This window comes from Streptomyces sp. NBC_00287 (assembly GCF_036173105.1).
In the GTDB taxonomy this organism is placed as follows: domain Bacteria; phylum Actinomycetota; class Actinomycetes; order Streptomycetales; family Streptomycetaceae; genus Streptomyces.
In genome coordinates this window covers 9,581,816-9,600,023 of the sequence record NZ_CP108053.1, presented here as the reverse complement: position 1 = coordinate 9,600,023, position 18,208 = coordinate 9,581,816, and the positions used below count along the sequence as shown (strand labels likewise).

General features: G+C 69.4%; 12 protein-coding genes and 2 pseudogenes. 8 read left to right on the top strand and 6 right to left on the bottom strand.

Annotation, left to right across the window (positions count from 1 at the left end):
- The first annotated feature begins 359 nt into the window (after positions 1-359).
- Positions 360-2,876: an FxSxx-COOH system tetratricopeptide repeat protein gene (gene fxsT / locus OHT76_RS43785; protein ID WP_328876410.1), complete on the top strand. Its 2,517-nt coding sequence runs from the start codon at positions 360-362 to the stop codon at positions 2,874-2,876.
- Between the two features lie 96 nt (positions 2,877-2,972).
- Here fxsT and OHT76_RS43780 read toward each other — a convergent pair.
- Positions 2,973-3,809, bottom strand: a pseudogene (locus tag OHT76_RS43780) (IS5 family transposase); the annotation flags it as partial.
- Between the two features lie 246 nt (positions 3,810-4,055).
- Here OHT76_RS43780 and OHT76_RS43775 point away from each other — a divergent pair.
- Positions 4,056-4,451: a contact-dependent growth inhibition system immunity protein gene (locus tag OHT76_RS43775; protein ID WP_328876409.1), complete on the top strand. Its 396-nt coding sequence runs from the start codon at positions 4,056-4,058 to the stop codon at positions 4,449-4,451.
- Positions 4,452-4,496: 45 nt separating this feature from the next.
- Here OHT76_RS43775 and OHT76_RS43770 read toward each other — a convergent pair.
- A pseudogene (locus OHT76_RS43770) lies at positions 4,497-4,682 on the bottom strand (hypothetical protein); the annotation flags it as partial.
- An 8-nt stretch (positions 4,683-4,690) separates the two neighbouring features.
- Here OHT76_RS43770 and OHT76_RS43765 point away from each other — a divergent pair.
- Positions 4,691-5,302, top strand: a complete 612-nt coding sequence (locus OHT76_RS43765; protein WP_328876408.1) for a hypothetical protein — start codon at positions 4,691-4,693, stop codon at positions 5,300-5,302.
- An 84-nt stretch (positions 5,303-5,386) separates the two neighbouring features.
- Positions 5,387-5,857: a hypothetical protein gene (locus OHT76_RS43760; protein WP_328876006.1), complete on the top strand. Its 471-nt coding sequence runs from the start codon at positions 5,387-5,389 to the stop codon at positions 5,855-5,857.
- Here the strand turns inward: OHT76_RS43760 and OHT76_RS43755 are convergent.
- Both OHT76_RS43755 and OHT76_RS43750 read right to left on the bottom strand, forming a co-directional pair.
- Complete coding sequence (locus OHT76_RS43755; protein ID WP_328876209.1) at positions 5,829-6,545, bottom strand: IS5 family transposase; 717 nt, start codon at positions 6,543-6,545, stop codon at positions 5,829-5,831. The genes OHT76_RS43760 and OHT76_RS43755 overlap by 29 nt on opposite strands.
- Before the next feature lie 14 nt (positions 6,546-6,559).
- On the bottom strand, positions 6,560-8,176 hold the full coding sequence (locus OHT76_RS43750; RefSeq protein WP_328876208.1) for an IS4 family transposase: 1,617 nt from the start codon (positions 8,174-8,176) through the stop codon (positions 6,560-6,562).
- Positions 8,177-9,093: 917 nt separating this feature from the next.
- Here OHT76_RS43750 and OHT76_RS43745 point away from each other — a divergent pair.
- Together OHT76_RS43745 and OHT76_RS43740 are read left to right on the top strand one after the other, a co-directional pair.
- Positions 9,094-12,684 (top strand): ATP-binding protein, encoded by a 3,591-nt coding sequence (locus tag OHT76_RS43745; RefSeq protein WP_328876407.1) that lies wholly within the window; start codon positions 9,094-9,096, stop codon positions 12,682-12,684.
- Positions 12,685-13,041: 357 nt separating this feature from the next.
- Entirely contained in the window at positions 13,042-13,692 is a 651-nt protein-coding gene (locus tag OHT76_RS43740; protein ID WP_328876406.1) for a hypothetical protein, read from the top strand.
- Between the two features lie 17 nt (positions 13,693-13,709).
- Here OHT76_RS43740 and OHT76_RS43735 read toward each other — a convergent pair whose 3' ends face one another.
- The gene (locus OHT76_RS43735) at positions 13,710-15,119 is read right to left on the bottom strand and encodes a hypothetical protein (RefSeq protein ID WP_328876405.1); all 1,410 of its coding nucleotides are present in this window, start codon (positions 15,117-15,119) and stop codon (positions 13,710-13,712) included.
- A gap of 691 nt (positions 15,120-15,810) precedes the next feature.
- Between OHT76_RS43735 and OHT76_RS43730 the strand changes: the two genes are divergently transcribed.
- Complete coding sequence (locus tag OHT76_RS43730; protein WP_328876404.1) at positions 15,811-16,395, top strand: VOC family protein; 585 nt, start codon at positions 15,811-15,813, stop codon at positions 16,393-16,395.
- On the opposite strand, the gene OHT76_RS43725 is transcribed toward OHT76_RS43730, so the two are convergent.
- Positions 16,347-17,294: an SDR family NAD(P)-dependent oxidoreductase gene (locus tag OHT76_RS43725; RefSeq protein ID WP_328876403.1), complete on the bottom strand. Its 948-nt coding sequence runs from the start codon at positions 17,292-17,294 to the stop codon at positions 16,347-16,349. The two genes, OHT76_RS43730 and OHT76_RS43725, sit on opposite strands and share 49 nt — an antisense overlap.
- Positions 17,295-17,404: 110 nt before the next feature.
- Between OHT76_RS43725 and OHT76_RS43720 the strand changes: the two genes are divergently transcribed.
- A complete protein-coding gene (locus OHT76_RS43720) occupies positions 17,405-18,070 on the top strand; it encodes a TetR/AcrR family transcriptional regulator (protein ID WP_328876763.1) in 666 nt (221 codons plus the stop codon).
- Positions 18,071-18,208: the final 138 nt, after the last annotated feature.

The following is an 18,208-nucleotide window of genomic DNA, read 5'->3' as shown; positions in this document are numbered from 1 at the left end:
ACCGGCTTCGTACTGCACCTGCACCGAGACTTCGACGCCGTGACAGCCGGGCTCACCCTTCACTGGAACTCGGGCAGCATCGAGGGCGCCGTCAACCGCAGCAGGTCCTCGCCGAACCGGCCTGGGCGAAGAAGCTGTCCGCCGAGGACCGGCGGGGACTGACCGCGCTGTTCTGGCCGAACATCAACCCGTACGGCACCGACCTGCTGCCATCGAGGAGGTCATCGAGAGCGTGTGCACCAAGGCCGAGGTGTGCTGTGTCGCCCGCCCTGGTGCCCTGCCCGCGCCGTGCGGCGGATGATGGCGTGCAAGCAGCAGGCTCGGCATCCGGCCGCTGAAGTGGACGGGGGTGGCAGGCCATGGGGCGTAGACGGGGTGCGTGGGCCGGGTCGGCGGTGGCGGGAACGGCCGCAGTGGTGACGGCCGTGCTGGGGCCGGTGACCAACTACGCAAGTGCCACGGTGCCTGGCTGGGCGGCGCAGGTGTGGGTGATCTGGCCGGTGTTCGCCGTGCTGGTGGCGGTCAGCATCGGGCTGGTGCTGTGGGGCCGGCGGCTGGATGCCGCAGCAAGACCCCCAGCGCGGCTGGCACCGGTGAGCCGACTGGCCCGAGGCCAGCAGGCTTCGTTACGCCCCCCGCATGTGGAGCGCGTGCGAGGGCGTGAGGCCGAGCTCGCCGTGCTGGCAGGCATGCTGCGGCGGCCACAAGGCCGGTTCGCGGTGCTGTGTGCGGTCGGTGGGATGGGCAAGACAACGGTGGCCGCGCAACTGGCCGCCCAGGCCGAGGCGGCGGGCTGGCGAGTGTTTTGGGTGCGCTGGCGCGACGGCGCGGAGCTGGCGCAGCAGATGGTGCAGGTGGCGCTGGCCTGCGGCCTGCCCGAGGCGGAGCTGGAGGCCGCGCAGGCGGGGCAGGTGAGCCTGCCGGATGTGGTCTGGCGGCAGTTGGGCCGGGTGCGGCGGTGGCTGCTGGTGGTGGACAACGCCGATGAGCCGCACGAGATCGGCTCGGCTGGGGAGCCAGTGGCCCACTACCGCGGCTGGATCCGTCCGCACGGCCGGGGGCTGCTGGTGGTGACCAGCCGGGATGGCAGCGGGCAGACCTGGGGGCCGTGCGCACGGCTGCTGCCGCTGGAGCCGCTGCCGGTGCGGCCTGCGGGGCAGGTCCTGCTGGACGCTGCTCCCGCAGCCGGCACCGCCGAGCAGGCCCGGGAGTTGGCGGCGCGGCTGGGCGGGCTGCCGCTGGCGTTGTACGCGGCTGGCACCTATGTGGCCGGGCCTACCAGCCGCTACCGCACCTTTGCCGCCTATCGCCAAGCCCTGGAACAGGAACTGCGGTCCTTGTTGGGAGCCGCGCACCCGAATGCCTCCGATCCGCAGGTCGCCCGCACCGTGGTGCTGCACACCTGGGAGGTGTCCTTGGACCAGCTCACCGGGGAGGGCAACGCTTTGGCCCGTCCCTTGCTGCGACTGCTGGCCCTGCTGGCCCAGGCCCCCGTCCCACTGTCCCTGATCACCCCGGACCTGCTATCTGCCGTCACCGGACACGACGTCACCGCGGTGGCCCTGGACGCCGCGTTCGCCGGCCTGCACCGCTACGGCCTCCTCGACCTCCCCCACTCTCCCGGCAGCACCGGCCCGGCGTCGGGCAACAGAGATGCGGCGCAAGTGGTGCTGCACCCCCTGATCCGAGAGATCAACGCTGTTGCCCTCACGGCCGAGACCTCCGAGCTCACCGTGTGGCACCGGGCCCTTGCCGAGCGGCTGACCACGGCCGTGCACGAGGCCGACCAGCGCGGGCGCGCTGGTTGGCCTACAGCCGTACTCCTCGCCCCCCACCTGCCGCTGCTGCTCGACTACGCGGACCCGCGCACCGCCACACACCACCGCACCACTCTCAACGCCCTGGCGCAGGTGCTGCAGAAGGCCGGCGCTTTCGGTGCGGCGCGCCTGCTGGATGAACGGATCCTCGACGTCGAGACCCGCATGCTGGGCTCCGAGCACCCCGACACCTTGACCAGCCGCAACAACCTGGGCAATGCCTTGTTCGGACTGGGAGAGCCGGCCGAGGCAATACGCCTGCTGCGGCAGACCCTGGAGGACCGCGCCCGCATCCTGGGCCCCGAACACCCCGACACCTTGACCAGCCGCAATGACCTCGCCTGTGCCTTGGACGGGACGGGTGAGCATGCCGAGGCGGTGGGTCTGCTGCGGCAGACCCTCAACGACCGTAACCGTGTCCTGGGCCCCGAGCATCCGCATACGCTGGCCAGCCGCGACAGCCTCGGTCTCGCCCTGGACGGGACGGGCGAGCACGCACAAGCCGTCCGCATGCACCGGCGCACCCTGGAGGACCGCATCCGTGTCCTGGGCCCCGAGCACCACCTCACCCTGCTCAGCCGCCACAACCTCGCCAGCGCCCTGACCAGGGCGGGTGAACAGACAGAGGCGATACAGCTGCTGCGGCAGGCGCTCAACGACCACGCCCGCATCCTGGGCGACGAGCATCCGCACACGCTGGCCAGCCGCGACAGCCTCGGTCTCGCCCTGGACGGGACGGGCGAGCACGCACAAGCCGTGCGCATGCACCGACAGAACCTGGAGGACCGCGCCCGCATCCTGGGCCCCGAGCACCCCGATACCCTGGCTAGTCGCCACAACCTCGCTCTCGCTTTGACCAGTGCAGGTGAGCAGGCCGAGGCGATACAGCTGCTGCGCCGAACCCTCGATGACCGCGTCCGCATCCTGGGCGACGAGCACCCCCATACCCTGAGCACCCGCAACGCCCTGGCGGCAGCGCTGGCCAGAGCCACTCAACGGCCACACAACCGTTGGTGGCACCGGTTGCGGCGCAGGAACACCGCAGCCAGTGCCGGCTGAGGAAGACCTGTGGTCCCGAAGCTGCCGCCAACCGGCAAGTGGCTCTCTGTAATTACTGAGCGTTTGGTCCGGTGATTCGTGTTTGGTCCCGGGACAGGTTCCGCGCCAGTTCAGGGTGGCCTCGCCGGTGAGTCTGCGGGCCATGAGGTCGATCATCGCGAGGTGGATCATGGCTTCGTAGCGGTGCGCGTGGCGTTCGTAGTCGCGGGCGAGGCGGCGGTGGTGTATGAGCCAGCCGATGCTGCGCTCGATGGTCCACCGTCTCGGGATGATCGTGAACCCGCGGGCGCCGGGCGGGCGTTGGACGGGGTGGACGTCGATGCCGTGGCGGGCCCCGTGGTCGATGGCGGTGGTGCGGTAGCCCGCGTCCACCCAGGCCTTCGGGATATGCGGGTGGGCGGCGGCGATGCGGGACAGCAGGGTCACGCCGGCTGCGGTGTCGGAGACGCTGGCGGCGGTGACCAGCACGGTCAGCAGCAGGCCGAGGGTGTCGCAGCCGAGGTGGCGCTTACGTCCGGTGATCCGTTTCCCGGCGTTCGTGCCCTGGTCCGCGAGGTGCACGTTGGCGGAGGTCTTGATGGTCTGGGCGTCCAGCACGCAGGGCGACGGCTGCGCGCCTCGGCCCTCGGCTTCGCGGACCAGGCGCCGCAGCAGGCCGGTGAGCTGCTCGAACACGCAGTCCTGCTGCCACTTGGCGAAGTACCCGTACACCGTGGCCCACGGAGCGAAGTCGTGCGGGAGGTAGCGCCAGGGGATGCCGGTGCGGTCCACGTACAGGATGGCGTTCATGATCTGGCGCAGGTCGTGTTCGGGCGGCCGGCCGATGTCCAGCGCCCGGGCGCGGCGCTGGTCCCGCCAGGACATCAGGACGGGTTCGATCAGCGCCCAGCGCGCGTCCGACAGGTCGCTGGGATAGGGGCCGTGCGGAGTCATGTTTGCGAAGTAGCCGACCGCGGCCGGCCCCGCCAGCGGGCAAAAGGCGGCGCTCGGGGGCGTGTTGGGAGCAGACAGGAGCAGCCGGAACGAAACGACCCCCAGGCGTCGCGGACGCGTCGACTGCCCCATCGAGCACAGCAGCCCCGGCGTTGCAGGACTCTGGAAACGACACCAACTCGACCGAGACAGGACCAAACGCTCAGTCAGACCGCGTTTGAGATCTCGTCGTAGGACAATCGGGTGGTGACCTGCCCCCTGAACCGTGACCGCTCCCTTGAAGAGCTTGAACGCGACCGCTGGCCAGCCCCGTCGACCGACGCCACCCGTCTTGTCGCTACGGTGCACGCCTTGCGGCGTCGGCCGATCGGTGAGCTGACCGTCGAGGACATGCGTTTGTTGATCGGGCAGGACATTGGACTGCCCTATCTCCTGCCGCTGGCACTCGAGGTGCTGCGGGACAACCCGATGGCAGAGGGGGACATGTACGACGGTGATCTACTGTCCGCGGTCCTCACCAGGAACCCAGCGGTCTGGACTGAGACTTCCGGACTCGGCCGAGAGCTTCACGTGATTGTCGCGGAGTTGACCGACCTGCCACCTGACCTGCAGCAGAAGGTTGAGCGGTTCATGACTCCGTAGAGCACTGATGCGGGATGTTGCCCATGGGTGGGCGGACCGGCGTATCTATGAAACTTTTCGCAGAAGCGGGCGCGGGCCTGGCCGCGTCGCTGGTCGGCCGCGAGTGAGGCGGCGGACCATGATGCCGATCATTGCCCAGCGGATCATGGTTTCGGAGCGGGCCGGGCTGGTCTCGTAATCCCGAGCGAGGCGGCGATGGGCGGTGAGCCACGAGAAGGTGCGCCCCACTCGCCCGCGGCGTGACTGGCAAGACCGCCCCCGGATCGCGGTACTTCCCGCACTACACCCGGCCCTGGATCAGCGATCACGCCTTCAACCCTGTCCTGCACCCACATCTGACGGGCGAACAGGCCGAAGACGTCGACCGGGCCATCGACCTGTACAACGAAGCCATCATCAAAGAGGTAAGTACCGCGCGGCAGGACGGCCGGGACTGGTACCTCATGGACACGGCAGGTCTGCTCGACCGGCTCGCCTCGCGCCGTTACATCGAAGACCCGCTGGCCCGGCCGAAGTTGTGGCGGGCCTACCCGCTGGCCCCGCAGCTGACGGCGTTGGCCCCGGAGCCGAACTCCCGCTTCCTCACCAGCGATGGCGCACGGCGCACGGACGGAGGCCTGTTCTCCCTCGACGGCGTCCACCCCAGCACCGTCGGATACGGCATCGTCGCTCAAGAACTGATCAACGTCATGCTCCGTGCCGGCGTCGAGTTCCGTCATCCGGACGGCAGCGTACGGACAGCTCCAGTCACGGTCGACTTTGATCGGCTCATCCGCCGAGACACTCTCATCAACCAGCCTCCCGGGAATCTGACCTCAGACGCCATCCGCTTTCCGAACGTGATCGTTTAGTTCGGGTGGGTGGGCATGAACTCCCGTTCGTGGCGGGAGTGATGGGCGTGGTTCGTCCGCTGGTCTGGTTCGTGGAGGTCGCTGGTGGCGTCGGTGCTCGGTCTGCTGGAGGCCAGGGAGAAGAGGGTCCGGGAAGAGATCGCGCGGTTGCGGGAGGAGGCCGAGCGGGTGCAGGCCGCGCTCGGTGAGGCGGAAGCTGTGCTTCAGCGGCTGGTGGACGCCCGGGTGACAGTGACCGAGGTACTGGCCGGGCCGCCCTCGGTCGTCCCGGAGCCGATGGGAAGCGCGGTGGCGGGTTCGACGGTGCCCCGGCGGGAGACGGGCATGGCGGCGACAGCCCTCGCGCCGGACTACCAGCGGATCCTGTCGGTGCTGGAGTCTGAAGCGGGCCGGGAGGGCATGCGCTGTCAGCAACTGGCCGTCACTCTCGGGCTCGAGGCCGTCCCGGCGAAGGTCGAGGGACTGCGATCGAAGGCGAAACGCCTGGTGGAGCGGGGATGGGCACTCCAGGTGCGGCCGGGAGTGTTCACCGCTCTCGCGGTGCCGGCCGTCTGAAAGCGCCGGGGCGGCGTCCGGCCAGGCGACCGCTCATGAGCATGGTCATCGACCACAGCACCATGGCTTCGTGCATGGCCGGCAGTGTTTCGTAGTCGCGCACCAGGCGACGCGAGCGCATCAGCCAGCTCAGCGTCCTTTCCACCACCCACCTGCGCGGCAGCACCACGAACCCCACTGTGTCATCGGTGCGTTTGACGATCTGAAGGGTGAGCCGGGGCTTCTCGCGGGCCCAGTCAACGAGCCGGCCGGCATAGCCGCCGTCCGCCCACACCAGGCGGATGGAGAAGTACTCTCGTCGCAGCCGCTGAAGCAGCGGGACGGCGGCGTCGCGGTCCTGCACGCTCGCCGCACTCACCGCGACGGCCAGGACCAGGCCGAGGCAGTCCACCACCAGGTGTCGCTTGCGGCCGCCCACCTTCTTCCCGCCGTCCCAGCCGGACGTCGAGCGCGGGATGTTCACCGCCGCCCGCACCGACTGGGAGTCCACGATCGCGGCCGTCGGGTCCGCCGTGCGGTCCTCCTTCTCCCGGACGCGGTCGCGCAGCCGGTCGTGGAGTTCAGCGAGCAGCCCCGTGACCTGCCAGCGGCGGGCGAAGGCATGCACACGCCGATACGGCGGGAAGTCCGCGGGCAGGTTGGCCCACTTCACACCGTTGTCCACGACATAGCGCACCGCGTCGAGCATCCAATGCCACGTAGTTAAGGGCGAGTTGGCGGTGTCAAGCCATCAGGGAATGTGATCTTGTAGGTGCTCGGTGCCGTACGAATGAGCCGTCCGTTTCGGGCCCAGTAGCAGAGTTGCGCGTTGAAGCCGCTGAGGATGCGTCCCGTAACGGTGAGGCCGAGGCGTTGTGCGATCTCACGGGCGTGCATGGACTCGTTGGAGTTCATCGCCAAGATCTGGCAGACCCTGTCCCAGCGGCCGGAGTCAGCCCTGTGTCGGGCATGCGTGCCGGTGAGGCCCGGTGGACGAACGCTGATCTCGATGGTCGTGATCGACGTGCTGCCGCGAGATCGACCATCGCGATTCCAGTTGTTGTAGCGGGAGGTTCCGCATTTCACGATGCGGGTGGACAGCCGCATCCGACGGCCGGGAAGCAGCGTCTGGAGGACGCGGGCACCGATGCGTCCCACCAGGTCGCAACCGATGATCGGCTCAGCGGCGGGAGTGGATCCGGCTGAGCTGATGACCGTGTCGCGGGCGGCTTCCAAAGCGACGGTGAAAGCGGCTCGGTCGGGATCGCAGCCGGATGCCGTCTCCACCGCGGTAACCATGACAGAGCGCAGGGCTTGATAGAGAGTGAGCAGTGCCCACATCTCCTGCGTCAGCCCCACCGGGTCCTTCGAACGCAGGACTCGCCCCTGGAGCAGAGTGTGACGGAGCGCCAGGTATGCGATCTCGATCTCCCAACGCTCGTGGTAGAGATGCACCAGGTGGTCGGCGGGGTCGCTGGAGTGGTCGGTGAGTGTGGTCAGCAGGCGGTAGGTCCCGCCGAACACGCCGCCGTCGGCGGTACGGGAGCGGACCTCGGCCTCGATCACTCGCAACGAGAGGTCACCGATCCGGGTCAGGTAGGAGCCGTCGGGCAGCAGTGCCAGCACCGGCGGGCGTCGGACGCTGGTGGCGCGAATCAGGAACTGGGCCCCTTGAGCCGCGATGTCTACCAGCAGTCTGTTGCTGTCGAAGGCGCGGTCCGCCAGAACAAGCATGTCCGAGGTCAGGTGGCCGACCAGGTCGTGAGCGTAGTCGGTTTCACCCTTGCTGGCGGGGCCGAAGACGGCGCCGATCAGGCCGCGGGTGCCGGTTTCGCACAGAGTCATGAGCATCAGCCGGGGGTAGCCCGTTGGACCGTGACGGCGCTGGGTTCGGCCGAGCCAGGACCAGTTGCGTTCGTGGTCGGGGACGTTCAGGCTCCCGCAGCCGTCGAAGGCGACCGTGCGCCAGCAGCGGTAACGCACTCCGGGCGTGGACGGCTGGGCCAGCGGGCCGGCCAGCACGTCGAACAGCTGCTTGAGCGGGGCCACGCCGACCCGCCGACGGAGATCGCGAAGTGCCTTCTCCGATGGTCGCGGCACCATGACGGTCAGTCCGGCCACGAGTTTGCCCCACACCAGGCCGGTTCCCAGGTGCCCGAACAACCCGAGCGCGAGTACGAAGTACACCCCGACGCGTGAGGGGAGACTTCGCAGTCGTCGCTCGCGAGCCCCGGTCTCGTCCAGCACTGCATCCACCAGCTCGAGTGGGATGACCTGCGTCAACTCACCGATATGACCAGGCGCGAACACGTCGGTTCCGCCCGTGACAGACTGAGCCACAGGGCCTCTGCTTCCTCAGGTAGATCTTGGTCGATCCCCTGAATAGCAGAGGTCTCCTCTTTCTCACCTCACCCTTGACACTGCCAACTCGCCCTTAACTACGTGGCATTGGTCGAGCATCACGCGGTGGCAATAGCCCTCCGGCCGCCCGCCTCGCCCCTCCAGCCAGGCCGGAACCGGAAGCAACGGCCGTACGACCCGCCACTCCGCCTCCGTCATGTCGGAGCCATAACTCGCAGTGCGGTCCGGCCGGTCCGCCGCATTGCCGAACCTGTGCGCGAGACAGTCACACGACGGTGGCAGCGAGTTGGACTCCACGCACGCGGACGCGAAAGACTGCGGCAACAGGGCCTCCTGGTGCTCGGTTGGGATCGCACCCCCGAACTACCAAGAGGCCCTGCTGCCATGCGTCGGCCTTCCCGCGATCACCCGATCAGGAACCCTGTTCGACCAGCCCAGCCCCGTGATCGATAAGCGGATGGCGTCTCAGGCTTGAACATCCTCGCCTGGGCAGAAGCCTCGCTCAGCTTCCTAGAGCGCACTCTGCATTTCCGCGCCTGAAACGCGGCGAGACGTTCGGCTTGCACGGTCAGGCGGGGGCGGGCGGGATTTCAGCCCGGCTCGCCCGCGCTGAGGATGAGTTCGGCACCCGGTGCGGCCCTCGGTCGCCTGGGCGGCCGGTGACGAGGCTGTGGATGACGAGGACCGCGCCTCGTGGTGCCCGGGACGGCCGACCAGGACTGTCGCCAGCCCAGCTGGCCACTGTTGTGTCCTGCAGTTCCTCCGCGACGGTGGGCCTCGCGATTTCGCAATGGGCGGCTGGGTTGCGCGGCGAGCCGGGAGTGCTTCCATGGAAGTAGGTGTCGGCGCCCGTCAAGCCTCCGTCCCGAGAATCGCTCTCGTAGGGAGCACGCACGATGACGAGTGTTGTCCGTCGCCCGCCCGGTAGGGAGCGGCCGCGCAACGCACCGATGGCCACGCTGGATCTGAGACGGGCGGGCGGCCGGGTCCGGAGCGCCGTGGTCGGCCGCTGGCACACTCTGACGATCCGTCTGGAGGCCCGGCGCGGCGCCACCCGGCCCAGGATGTGGCGCCGATGGGCCTCCTACTCCAACGCGACCCGGCTCGTCTGGGTGATCGCCGTGCTCGCGGTCCTTGCCTGGTGTGGGGAAGGCCTGTACATCCTGATCACGGGCGAGTCGACCGGCTTCGAGGACCTACGCAAAGACGGGGGGTTCGACGCCCTTCTCCGCTTCGTCGGTCCGGTGCTCACGGCCTCGATCGCCGCCGCCCTCTTCCTGTTCTGCTGGTATGGCTGGACCAAGCGGCGTTACCTCGGGAAGGCACGCAGGAGACCCGGTCGGCTGGTGCTCACGGCGGGCCAGGACACGGACGACATCGTGGGCCGTGACGAAGTCGCCCAGGTCATCGCCGAGCGGCTGCGGGACCGCGACAACCGCCGCCCCTATCTGCTCGTCGGCGGCGTCGGAGTGGGGAAGACCGCCGTCCTGGTACGGCTCACCGAACTGTTGGCACGGCGGCACGCCGTGCCCGTGCCGATCCGCCTGCGGGACGCGGCCGGCGAGGCCGACCTGAACTTCGAGCGCATGGCGAAGCGGCGCTTCGCCGAGGAGACGCCCCAGGGAACCCTGGCGCGCACCAAGATCGACCGGGTCTGGCAACAGCTGCTCGCAGACGACAAACCGGTCGTCATAGCAGACGGCCTGGAAGAGGCACTCCTCGACGACAGCCTTCAGCAGCACCGGGACAACATCATCCGCCGGGCCATCGAGCGTGCCTACAAAGAGAAGTTGCCGCTGGTCATCGCCTCCCGGCCACACAGCCCCCTGGAGAACACCTCCGCCGCGATCGTGGAGCTGGAACCGTTGAGCGAAGAGGAGGCGCTGCACTTCGTCGAGGCACGCGCATCGGACGCGGACGAGAAGTACCTCGACGGCATCGTTCAGACGGCGGAGGTCACCGAATCACCCATCTACCTGCAGATCGTTCGTGAACTGCACCGCCACGGCCTGCTGCCCCCCGACGACCCGAAACCTCTGGACACCTCCGGCCGGGACCGCAGCACGCCTCGGCTGCAACTGATGGAGAGGTGGGAACGGAAGCTGTGTGCGGGCAGGCTGCGGGAGGACGTCGCGCTGAACCGGCAGGAGCGCCGCGACACCGTCGAAGTCGTGTCCGCCCTGGCCTGCATCGGCCTGCTCCAAGACACCCTGGAGGTCGGCTTCACCGAGTTGCTGGGCACGGACGTGCACCCCGGCCCGGTGCGGCGCGTGAGGACCAGGGCCGAGCACCTGTGGACCAGCGCGCGCGGCTTCGACCAGTACGGCAAGCGCGGCAACGTCTTCACCGAGTGGCACCGGGAACAGATCTGGCACACGCTCTGCGCGCGGCTCAGCGACAAGGAACGCAGGCGTCTGAGCGGGGGGAGCATGGACCAGAGCCACGCCGTCCTCGCCCGCTTCGCGGCCAACGCGAACAAGCTCAGGCTGGTGGAAGGTCTGGAGCGGAAGGTCCGTTTCCCCCACAGCATCGTCCAGGCGTACTTCGGCTTCCGCCTCCTGGCCGAACTGGGAGAGCGCGGGGCAGGAGAACTGGTCGACCAGGCGCTGCAACCGCCTGGCCCCAGCCGGGAGTTGCTCACCGCCCTGGTGTTCCTGTCCCGTCGGCGGGCGGCGGAAGCCGCGACCCGGGCAGGCGGCGTCCGGGCCGAAGCGAAGAAGGAGTTCGAGGAGCTGGTGCGGCAGGCACCCGTGCACGGGCGCACCCTCACCCACCGGCTGTGTGCGGCCGCGAGGCGCCGTACGGACGACTCGAAGGTCCTGGACCTCTACGCGGCGGCACTGGAAATCGAAAGCGTGGAACAGACCCCGGGACGTCTCGCCGACATCGTCGGTGCGGTGCATGACTGCTGGCCCGCCATCAAGGGGGACCGGCGCACCCTCGACGACGCGAAGCTGGCGCTGATCAAGCAACTCGGCGCGGCGCTGCGCAGGATCTCCGACAGGATCGAAACCAGTCGGCTGTACTGGGAGCTCTTCAAACTGGGTGTCGAAGAGCCCTCCTACTCCATACGCCTGGCAGCCGCCCAGGAGTGCGGCACTGGCGGCAGTGCGGCGTTCGCCGTGATCCGCGAGCGATTCGACCTCAACAGCGATCCTGTGCAGGAGTACAACGACGCGGTCAAACGCCTCAAAGCCAGAAAGAGGCGGAAGTATGAGGCATGGGCCAAGGAGGCGGCGCAGGAGAGGGACGCCCACACGCCCTCCGGTCCCGCGTCGTCCCAACGCGCCGAACGGCTGCAGGGCAAACTGCGCGAACTGAACGAGGAGTACCGCAAGCAACGGGTCGGCCTGCTGCGTCACTTCGTGATGCGGGCCTGGATCCTCCCCATGCTGCTGGGTTCCGTCGACGAGGCCCACCGCGACGAGGCCCGGGAACGCCTTGCCAAGTGGCTGCGCCACCTCGACCCAGTCCACGTCGGCGGCGCCCCCGACCTGCCGCTCGCCCTGGAAGCCGCGCTCGCCCAGGGCTTCAAGTACGCGGCCAACAGGCGCAGGGGCCACCCGAACACAGACCAAGGCAGGCGCGCCGACCTGATCCGACAGGCGGAGACGGTCCTGCAGCGGTCCCGGTGCTGGTATGCCCAACTCAGCCTGCTCCAGGCGCTGTGCCTGTGGGAACTCCCGGACGGCGCCGGCCAGCGTGGCCACGACGACGGCGACGGATCGAGTCCGCCGTCCCGGACGATCGGCGGGACCACCGCCGTTGACACCGTCAGGCGCTGGCTGTCGACAGCCGGCACGGTCAACAGAGCGCCCGGCCCGCCGGAAGTGAACGGCGACAACGGCGACTCGCCCCCCAGGTGTCTGCACCCGTTCGTCGCCGAGGCGGGCGACCTGGTGGCCCTCGCCCTGGAGACCGGGCAGCCCGAGCGCTTCCTCTGGATCGACGAGAAGGGCGTCGCCGACAACATCGGCTCCCGTGTCGACCACACCGAGGGACGCCGCCGGCACAACCTGTGGGTCCCGCCCTCGGTCGGGTGGAGCACGCTGGACGGGCGCGCCCAGCGCCTGGTCGCCGATGTGCTGGTCATGCTGAACCTCGTCGAACGGGACGGAAACCCTGACGAGGTCGAAGACCGGATGGCCCGCGTGGAACAGCCGGGCATGTCCCTTCCGCCGTGCATCCGGACGAACCGCGAGCCGCTGAGGCCCGGGATGCCAGCCGGAACCGCCGTCCCGCCCGCGCCGGGTTCGACCTGCCTGCCCGAATGCAAGTTCAAGCTGTGCCCGTACCCGCCTTGCGGCAGTGTGCCCCGGGGCGAGATCCGCGAGCCGTTCTGCCGCCAGCAGCAGGCCCTGCTGCCCGGACGGGTGCGGCGGTGCTTTCCCAGAGTGCTGCGGAGGAAGACACCGCACTGGGTCAGCATGCGGGTGCGGGAGCTCGATCGGTTCTGGGACGCGATGGCGCGGCGTACACGTTCGTAGATCCGCTGAGCGGACGACAACGGGCTGCCGAGATGCTTGATCCCGGCGACCCGCTGCGGATCGTACGTGGCCTGCTAGGTAGACGTCCGGGGTGCGGACGGCCGGGCTGGAATCGGGCCAAGGCTGGGGCTCGGGCATGCGGACGGTTCCCTTCAGGGGTGGGATGCTGGGCGTGGAGCGAGGTGTCGTCGGACGGACGCCCGGCGAGTACGAGGGCCGCGTGGGCTTGCGGGTCTGGTCCGCATCACCGGCGCCGTCCTCGCGGGCGGAGCGCCCGATGATCTGTGCTACCTGGTCGGCGAGTTGGAGCATCAGCCGTTCACGGCCGATGAGCCTGGCGGAAGCCGAGCGGCTGTCTTGGATCTGGAGCACATGAGCCGCGTCCCACAGCAGGGTGTGGCCGATCTCGACCGAGCGCCGCAGTTCGTAGCGGTCGCTGCCCGCGACGGCCTGGACGAGCGAGGTATGCAGGGCGGCGAGGCGATACAGGCAGCGGACGGCGCCGTCGCCTTGGACGGTGCGGATGTGCTCGCGGGCTTTCGCGTCGAGTCGGCCGGGCAGGTGCTCGGCGAGTGCCGGAGCGAGCAGCATCGCCGGCAGCGTGACGTCGAGGGGAACGCCGAGGCGCATGGCCACCAGTCCGGCGGCCAGGCCGATGAGAGCGACGACGACAACGGCAAGCCGCAGCGATCCCGGCACGGGCGCCAGGGCAATGTGCCGGGCGGGGCGCCTGGTCAGCCAGCGCACAGTCAGGCGCTGGGTGAAGGTGGCGGCCGGAGTGAGGACCTCAATCTGATGGGGGATATCGGGCGGGCTGCCGTCACCCGGGACAGTCCAGGCGAGCGAGCCCCAGGGCGTGTGTTCGTGGACAAGCACCGGCTCGCAGGCGTCCGAGCAGCAGTTGTCGCGAACGTGTCCGCTCCGCAGTGCCCGGGAGCGTTTCGCGGTCCACCGCCCCGGGTCGCTCGTGAAGGGGCCCTGGTGGTGCGCGGCCACGGTCAGCGGTGACGTATCGAGCACATCGTTCACGGACTGCTTCCTTCCAAGTGGTCGGCCAGCGTCGAAGCGCACGTGGTACACCGGCCGTCGCCGCCGGGGTCGGCGCGCCGGGGGGTGTGGCCCGGGCAGGTGTGGCACGCCGGCCAGCCGAGGCAGGCCGGGCACAGGTCCTCGCCCAGGGCCGTCCCGGGAACGCCGCATCCGGCGCACTCGACGAGAGCCCGATAGGCGAGGGCCTCACTCACCGTGCGGGCGGCGGCGGTTGACCGCGGCAGCAGGACATCCACTGCAGAGAGGTGGTGGCCGCCAACGGTGGCGGGCCGAGGGAAGACCTGGGCAGCGCCAAGGCGGGCGGAGATGATCGCGCCGACCGAGGTGCGGACGGGACGCGGCAGGGGCCGGCCGGCGATGACGTGCTGGAGCTGCTCGCCGGTCCAGCCAGCATCCAGCATCGCGGTGACGATTCGGCCTTGCTCAGTGAGTTCCTGCCCGGTCAGCAGCAGTTCGGGGCACTGGGCGCCGATTGCCAGCAGCAGGCGGACTCCCGGCTCGAGGTCCGCGGGCGCCGGTGCCATCCGTGGTGCTGGCGGCGCTGCACGACGCGGGCGCGCGGCGCGGGCGCCGGGAGGGAGGGGGCTGGTGTTCTGCTTCGTGGTCTTCTTTCTGTTGGTGTTCTTAGTGGGCCGGTCAGCCAACGTAGGGTCATCCACTGGTGGAAAACCCGACTCTGGTTCTGACCTGCTGTTTTGCAAGGCGGGCAGGTCAGTGATGAAGTAGGCGGCTGCGCCGAGGGTGCCGTCTGGGTCTCGCTCGCGTTCCCGGATAAGGAAGCCACGCTGCTCCAGTTCCTTCAGCCCGCTCTTGACGCCTGACTCACCGTCGCGGCCGCGGCGGGCGATATCGGTGACGGTCATCCGCCAGCCCTCCCGGTGCGTGGAGAGCAGTCCGAACAGGCCCTTGGCCTTGAAGGACAACTGGGTGGTGCGGAACAGGCCGTTGGCGATCTGGGTGAACTGATCGGCCGCCATCACGCCCCGGCGGATCCCCGCCGGGAGGCGGCCAGCGTGCCCGGCCTGCGGTGACGCGATCGCCAAGTGGGCTTCGATCAGCGCGATGTCCAGCGTGGCGGGGCGGTCGGTGATGCAGTAGACGATCTCGCCGAGGGTGCCGTCCGGGCGGCGCAGGCGCCTGCGGATCAGGTAGCCGTGTGCCTCCAGCTCCGTCAAGCCGGTGCGGACCGATTCCCGTCCGTCCGGCCCCAGGCGAACGAGGTCGGCGACCGTGACCTGCCAGCCGTTCCGGTGCGTACTGATGTACCCGAAGATCCCCTTCGCCTTGAGCGACAAGTGGGAGTCGCGGAACAGGCCGTTGGCGATCTGGGTGAACTCATCGGCCGCCATCACGCCCCGGCGGATCCCCGACCCGAAGCGGCTCACCGCCGTTCCCCTGACGCCGGCCGCGCCCAGTGGCCACGGCTAGGCACCGGGCCCGCCGAAGTGGGGCGGCCGGTGCTCCTGGGCGTGCCTGTGCTCCATGACGTCAGCTCAATCGCTGCCCCCGACCAGGCTGACGACCATCGACCCCGACCATCGGTCACGATCCGGCAACGCAAGCGGCTAGCTGCCGTGGTCGGGCTCATGGTCGGGGCGACCACGCCCGTCACGCCCCCAGCCGTGCACCCAGTGCGCAGCCCGATTGCGCATCCTGTGATCGGCGGTGAACAACCGGGCTGCGCAACCGGTCGAGGTTCGTGCGCAGTCGGGTTGCGCGGAGCGGCTGCGCAGTCCGCCCGCGGGCTCGTGATGTTCTCGTGCGCAGGTTCGGGTGCCGCCCTGCGCAGACTCTGCCGTGGCCCGGACAGGCTCTGTCTGCGCACCCGCTGCCGGTCCGTTGCCCGCGCAGCACGAGGGCGCAGGGATCGTCAGCCGCGGGCTTGTGGCGGACAGGGTGAGCGGTCGCCAGTGGGCTGACCCGTGGTCGGGTCTGTGGTCGGGCCGACCACAGACCCGACCACGGACTTGGTATCCCCATCGTGACCGTGGTCGGGGCTTCGTGGTCGGTGGTCTGGTCGGGGGCGGCGGGATTTCTCAAGGTCAGCAACATCCGTTCTGACCTGGGAGTTCAACCATGTCCCCTGGCAACCAGGCCGCGGAGAACGAGGCCGCTGCTCCGATGGCGGCAGGCGCCCGGCTGGAGGCGATGCGACGCCGGGTGCGTCTTTCGCGCCTGGCGGTCTGGACCGTCATCGCGGCCGGCCCGATCGCCCTGGGCGTCGCCATCACCTCCACCCCGACCACCGTCGAGGCGGCCACCCCGGACGAGCCCGCAGCCGCCGTTCGCACGACGGCGGTTGCCGCCGACCCGGCGGGCTATGCGCAGCTGTTCGTCAGCACCTGGTTGCGCAGCAGCGCGGACGCCGTGACGACTGCGCAGGCACGGCTTGCGCAGTCGATGGCACCGGACATCGAACTGCCCGAGCCGCCCACCGGGCCGCCGCCCGGGCCGGGCGGGCCACCCTCGCCGTCCTGCCGCGCGGACTGGACCGCGCCCGGCCTGCACGGCGACGAGCGGATGGCTGCCCTCGAAGCGGAGTGCGAGCGCCTCGTCGGTCTCGGTGCCACCCGCTTGCGCCGCGACGAGCCGGCGCCTCCTACCAGCGCGGGCTACATCGTGATGGCCGATCCGGAGGGAAACGAGTTCTGCCGGGACTGAACGACGGGGAACTTCACCCCGGTGAGGTCTTCGGACACGGCCCACAGCCGTTGTTGGACGGCTAGCTCGTACGACTCCGGGCTGGAGGTGACCAGCCGGGGGTGGCCCATGACCTCGTTGCGTCCGCCGGGACCGTAGTACTGGCCGCCGAGCGCGGCGGGGTCGGTGGCGGCGCGCAGGGTCGGCAGCGCGCCCATCGCCGGCTTCTGGGTGATCAGCGGCGCGAGCCAGGTGAGCGGAAGCCGGAAGGCCGCGGGGATGTTGCGGGCGAGCTCGGTGCTGGACATGCCGGGGTGCGCGGCCACCGCGACGGTGGTGCCGTGCGTGGCGAGCCGGCGCTGCAGCTCGTAGGTGAACATCAGGTTGGCCAGCTTGGACTGACCATAGGCGGCGGCCCGGCTGTACGACCGCTCCCACTGCAGGTCGTCGAAGTGGATCGCGGCCCGGATGCGGTGGCCGGTGCTGCTGACCGTCACCACGCGCGAGCCGGGCACCGGCAGCATCAGGTCCAGCACCAGCCCGGTGAGCGCGAAGTGGCCGAGGTGGTTGGTGGCGAACTGCATCTCGAAGCCGTCCCGGGTGGTCTGCTTCGGGGTGTACATCACGCCGGCGTTGTTGATCAGCAGGTCGATCCGGTCGAGCCGGGACCGCAGCGCCGCCGCCGCGGTCCGGACGGAGTCGAGCGAGGTCAGGTCCAGCGCCTGCACGGTCACGTCGCCGGTCATGCGGGCGGCGGCCTGTTCGCCCTTCTTTGCGTTGCGCACGGCGAGCACCACGGACGCCCCGCGCTCGGCGAGCGCCTTGGCGGTCTCGTACCCCAGTCCGGTGTTGGCCCCGGTCACCACGGCCACCCGCCCGCGCTGGTCCGGAATGTTCGCCGTCGTCCACTTCTTGCTCATGCCAGGCCCCCAACTAACTAACATACCGAAGGTATCTTGTGCCGATCGACGTTAAAGTACTTTCGGTACGTTGTCAACGTACCGCAGGTACCTAAGTTAGGCTGGTGATCGTGACTTTCCAGCGGGCGCGAACCGAAGAGCAGCGGGAGATGCGCCGACGGGCGATCCTCGACACGGCGTCCGCGATGCTCGACGAGATGCCTGTGGCCGCGGTCACCCTGAACGAGCTCAGCCGCCGGGTAGGCCTGGCGAAGCCGAACGTGCTGCGCTACTTCGAGTCTCGCGAGGCGGTGCTGCTGGAACTGCTGGACCACTTCCTGCAGGAGTGGCTGACGGAACTGGCAGGCGAGTTGGCGGCCGGCATCGACAAAAATCTACCCATGGCCGAGCGAGCGGCAGCGGTGGCCGAGATCCTCAGCCGCTCACTCTCCAGCCGAGTGGTGCTGTGCGACCTCTTCGGCGCACAGGGCAGCGTCCTGGAACACAACGTCTCCGTCGAGGTCGTAGCCCGCTACAAGCGCGCCTCCCTGGACCGCCTGACAACCATGACCGCCCTGCTCCTGAAGTACCTGCCGGAGCTGGGCGAGAACGCAACACTGTTCAGCCTGCAAACCATGGTCATGGCCGGCGCGCTGTCGGCGTACAGCACACCCCCACCCAGCCTGCAGGCGGCCTACCAGGCCGAGCCCGACCTGGCCCGCTTCCATTTGGAGCTGAAGGACTCCTTGAAGCTGGCCCTGACCGCAACCCTCCTGGGCGTGCTACCCCGCCGCTGACCTGCGTCGCACTGGACAGGCCACAACCTCTGTACCTCTCGCGCCCGGACGGCAAAGGGGCCGCGGTGCCCAAGCTCGGGCCGCCGGCCCTGACCACTTCCCACTCCGCGTCAACGCTCTTCCTCGGCCCCGGCGACG

Bases quoted from the DNA above. Each gene is read 5' to 3' on its own strand.
- fxsT (WP_328876410.1), top strand. From the start codon at position 360: ATGGGGCGTAGACGGGGTGCGTGGGCCGGGTCGGCGGTGGCGGGAACG.
- OHT76_RS43755 (WP_328876209.1), bottom strand. From the start codon at position 6,545: ATGCTCGACGCGGTGCGCTATGTCGTGGACAACGGTGTGAAGTGGGCC.
- OHT76_RS43745 (WP_328876407.1), top strand. From the start codon at position 9,094: ATGACGAGTGTTGTCCGTCGCCCGCCCGGTAGGGAGCGGCCGCGCAAC.
- OHT76_RS43730 (WP_328876404.1), top strand. From the start codon at position 15,811: ATGTCCCCTGGCAACCAGGCCGCGGAGAACGAGGCCGCTGCTCCGATG.
- OHT76_RS43725 (WP_328876403.1), bottom strand. From the start codon at position 17,294: ATGAGCAAGAAGTGGACGACGGCGAACATTCCGGACCAGCGCGGGCGG.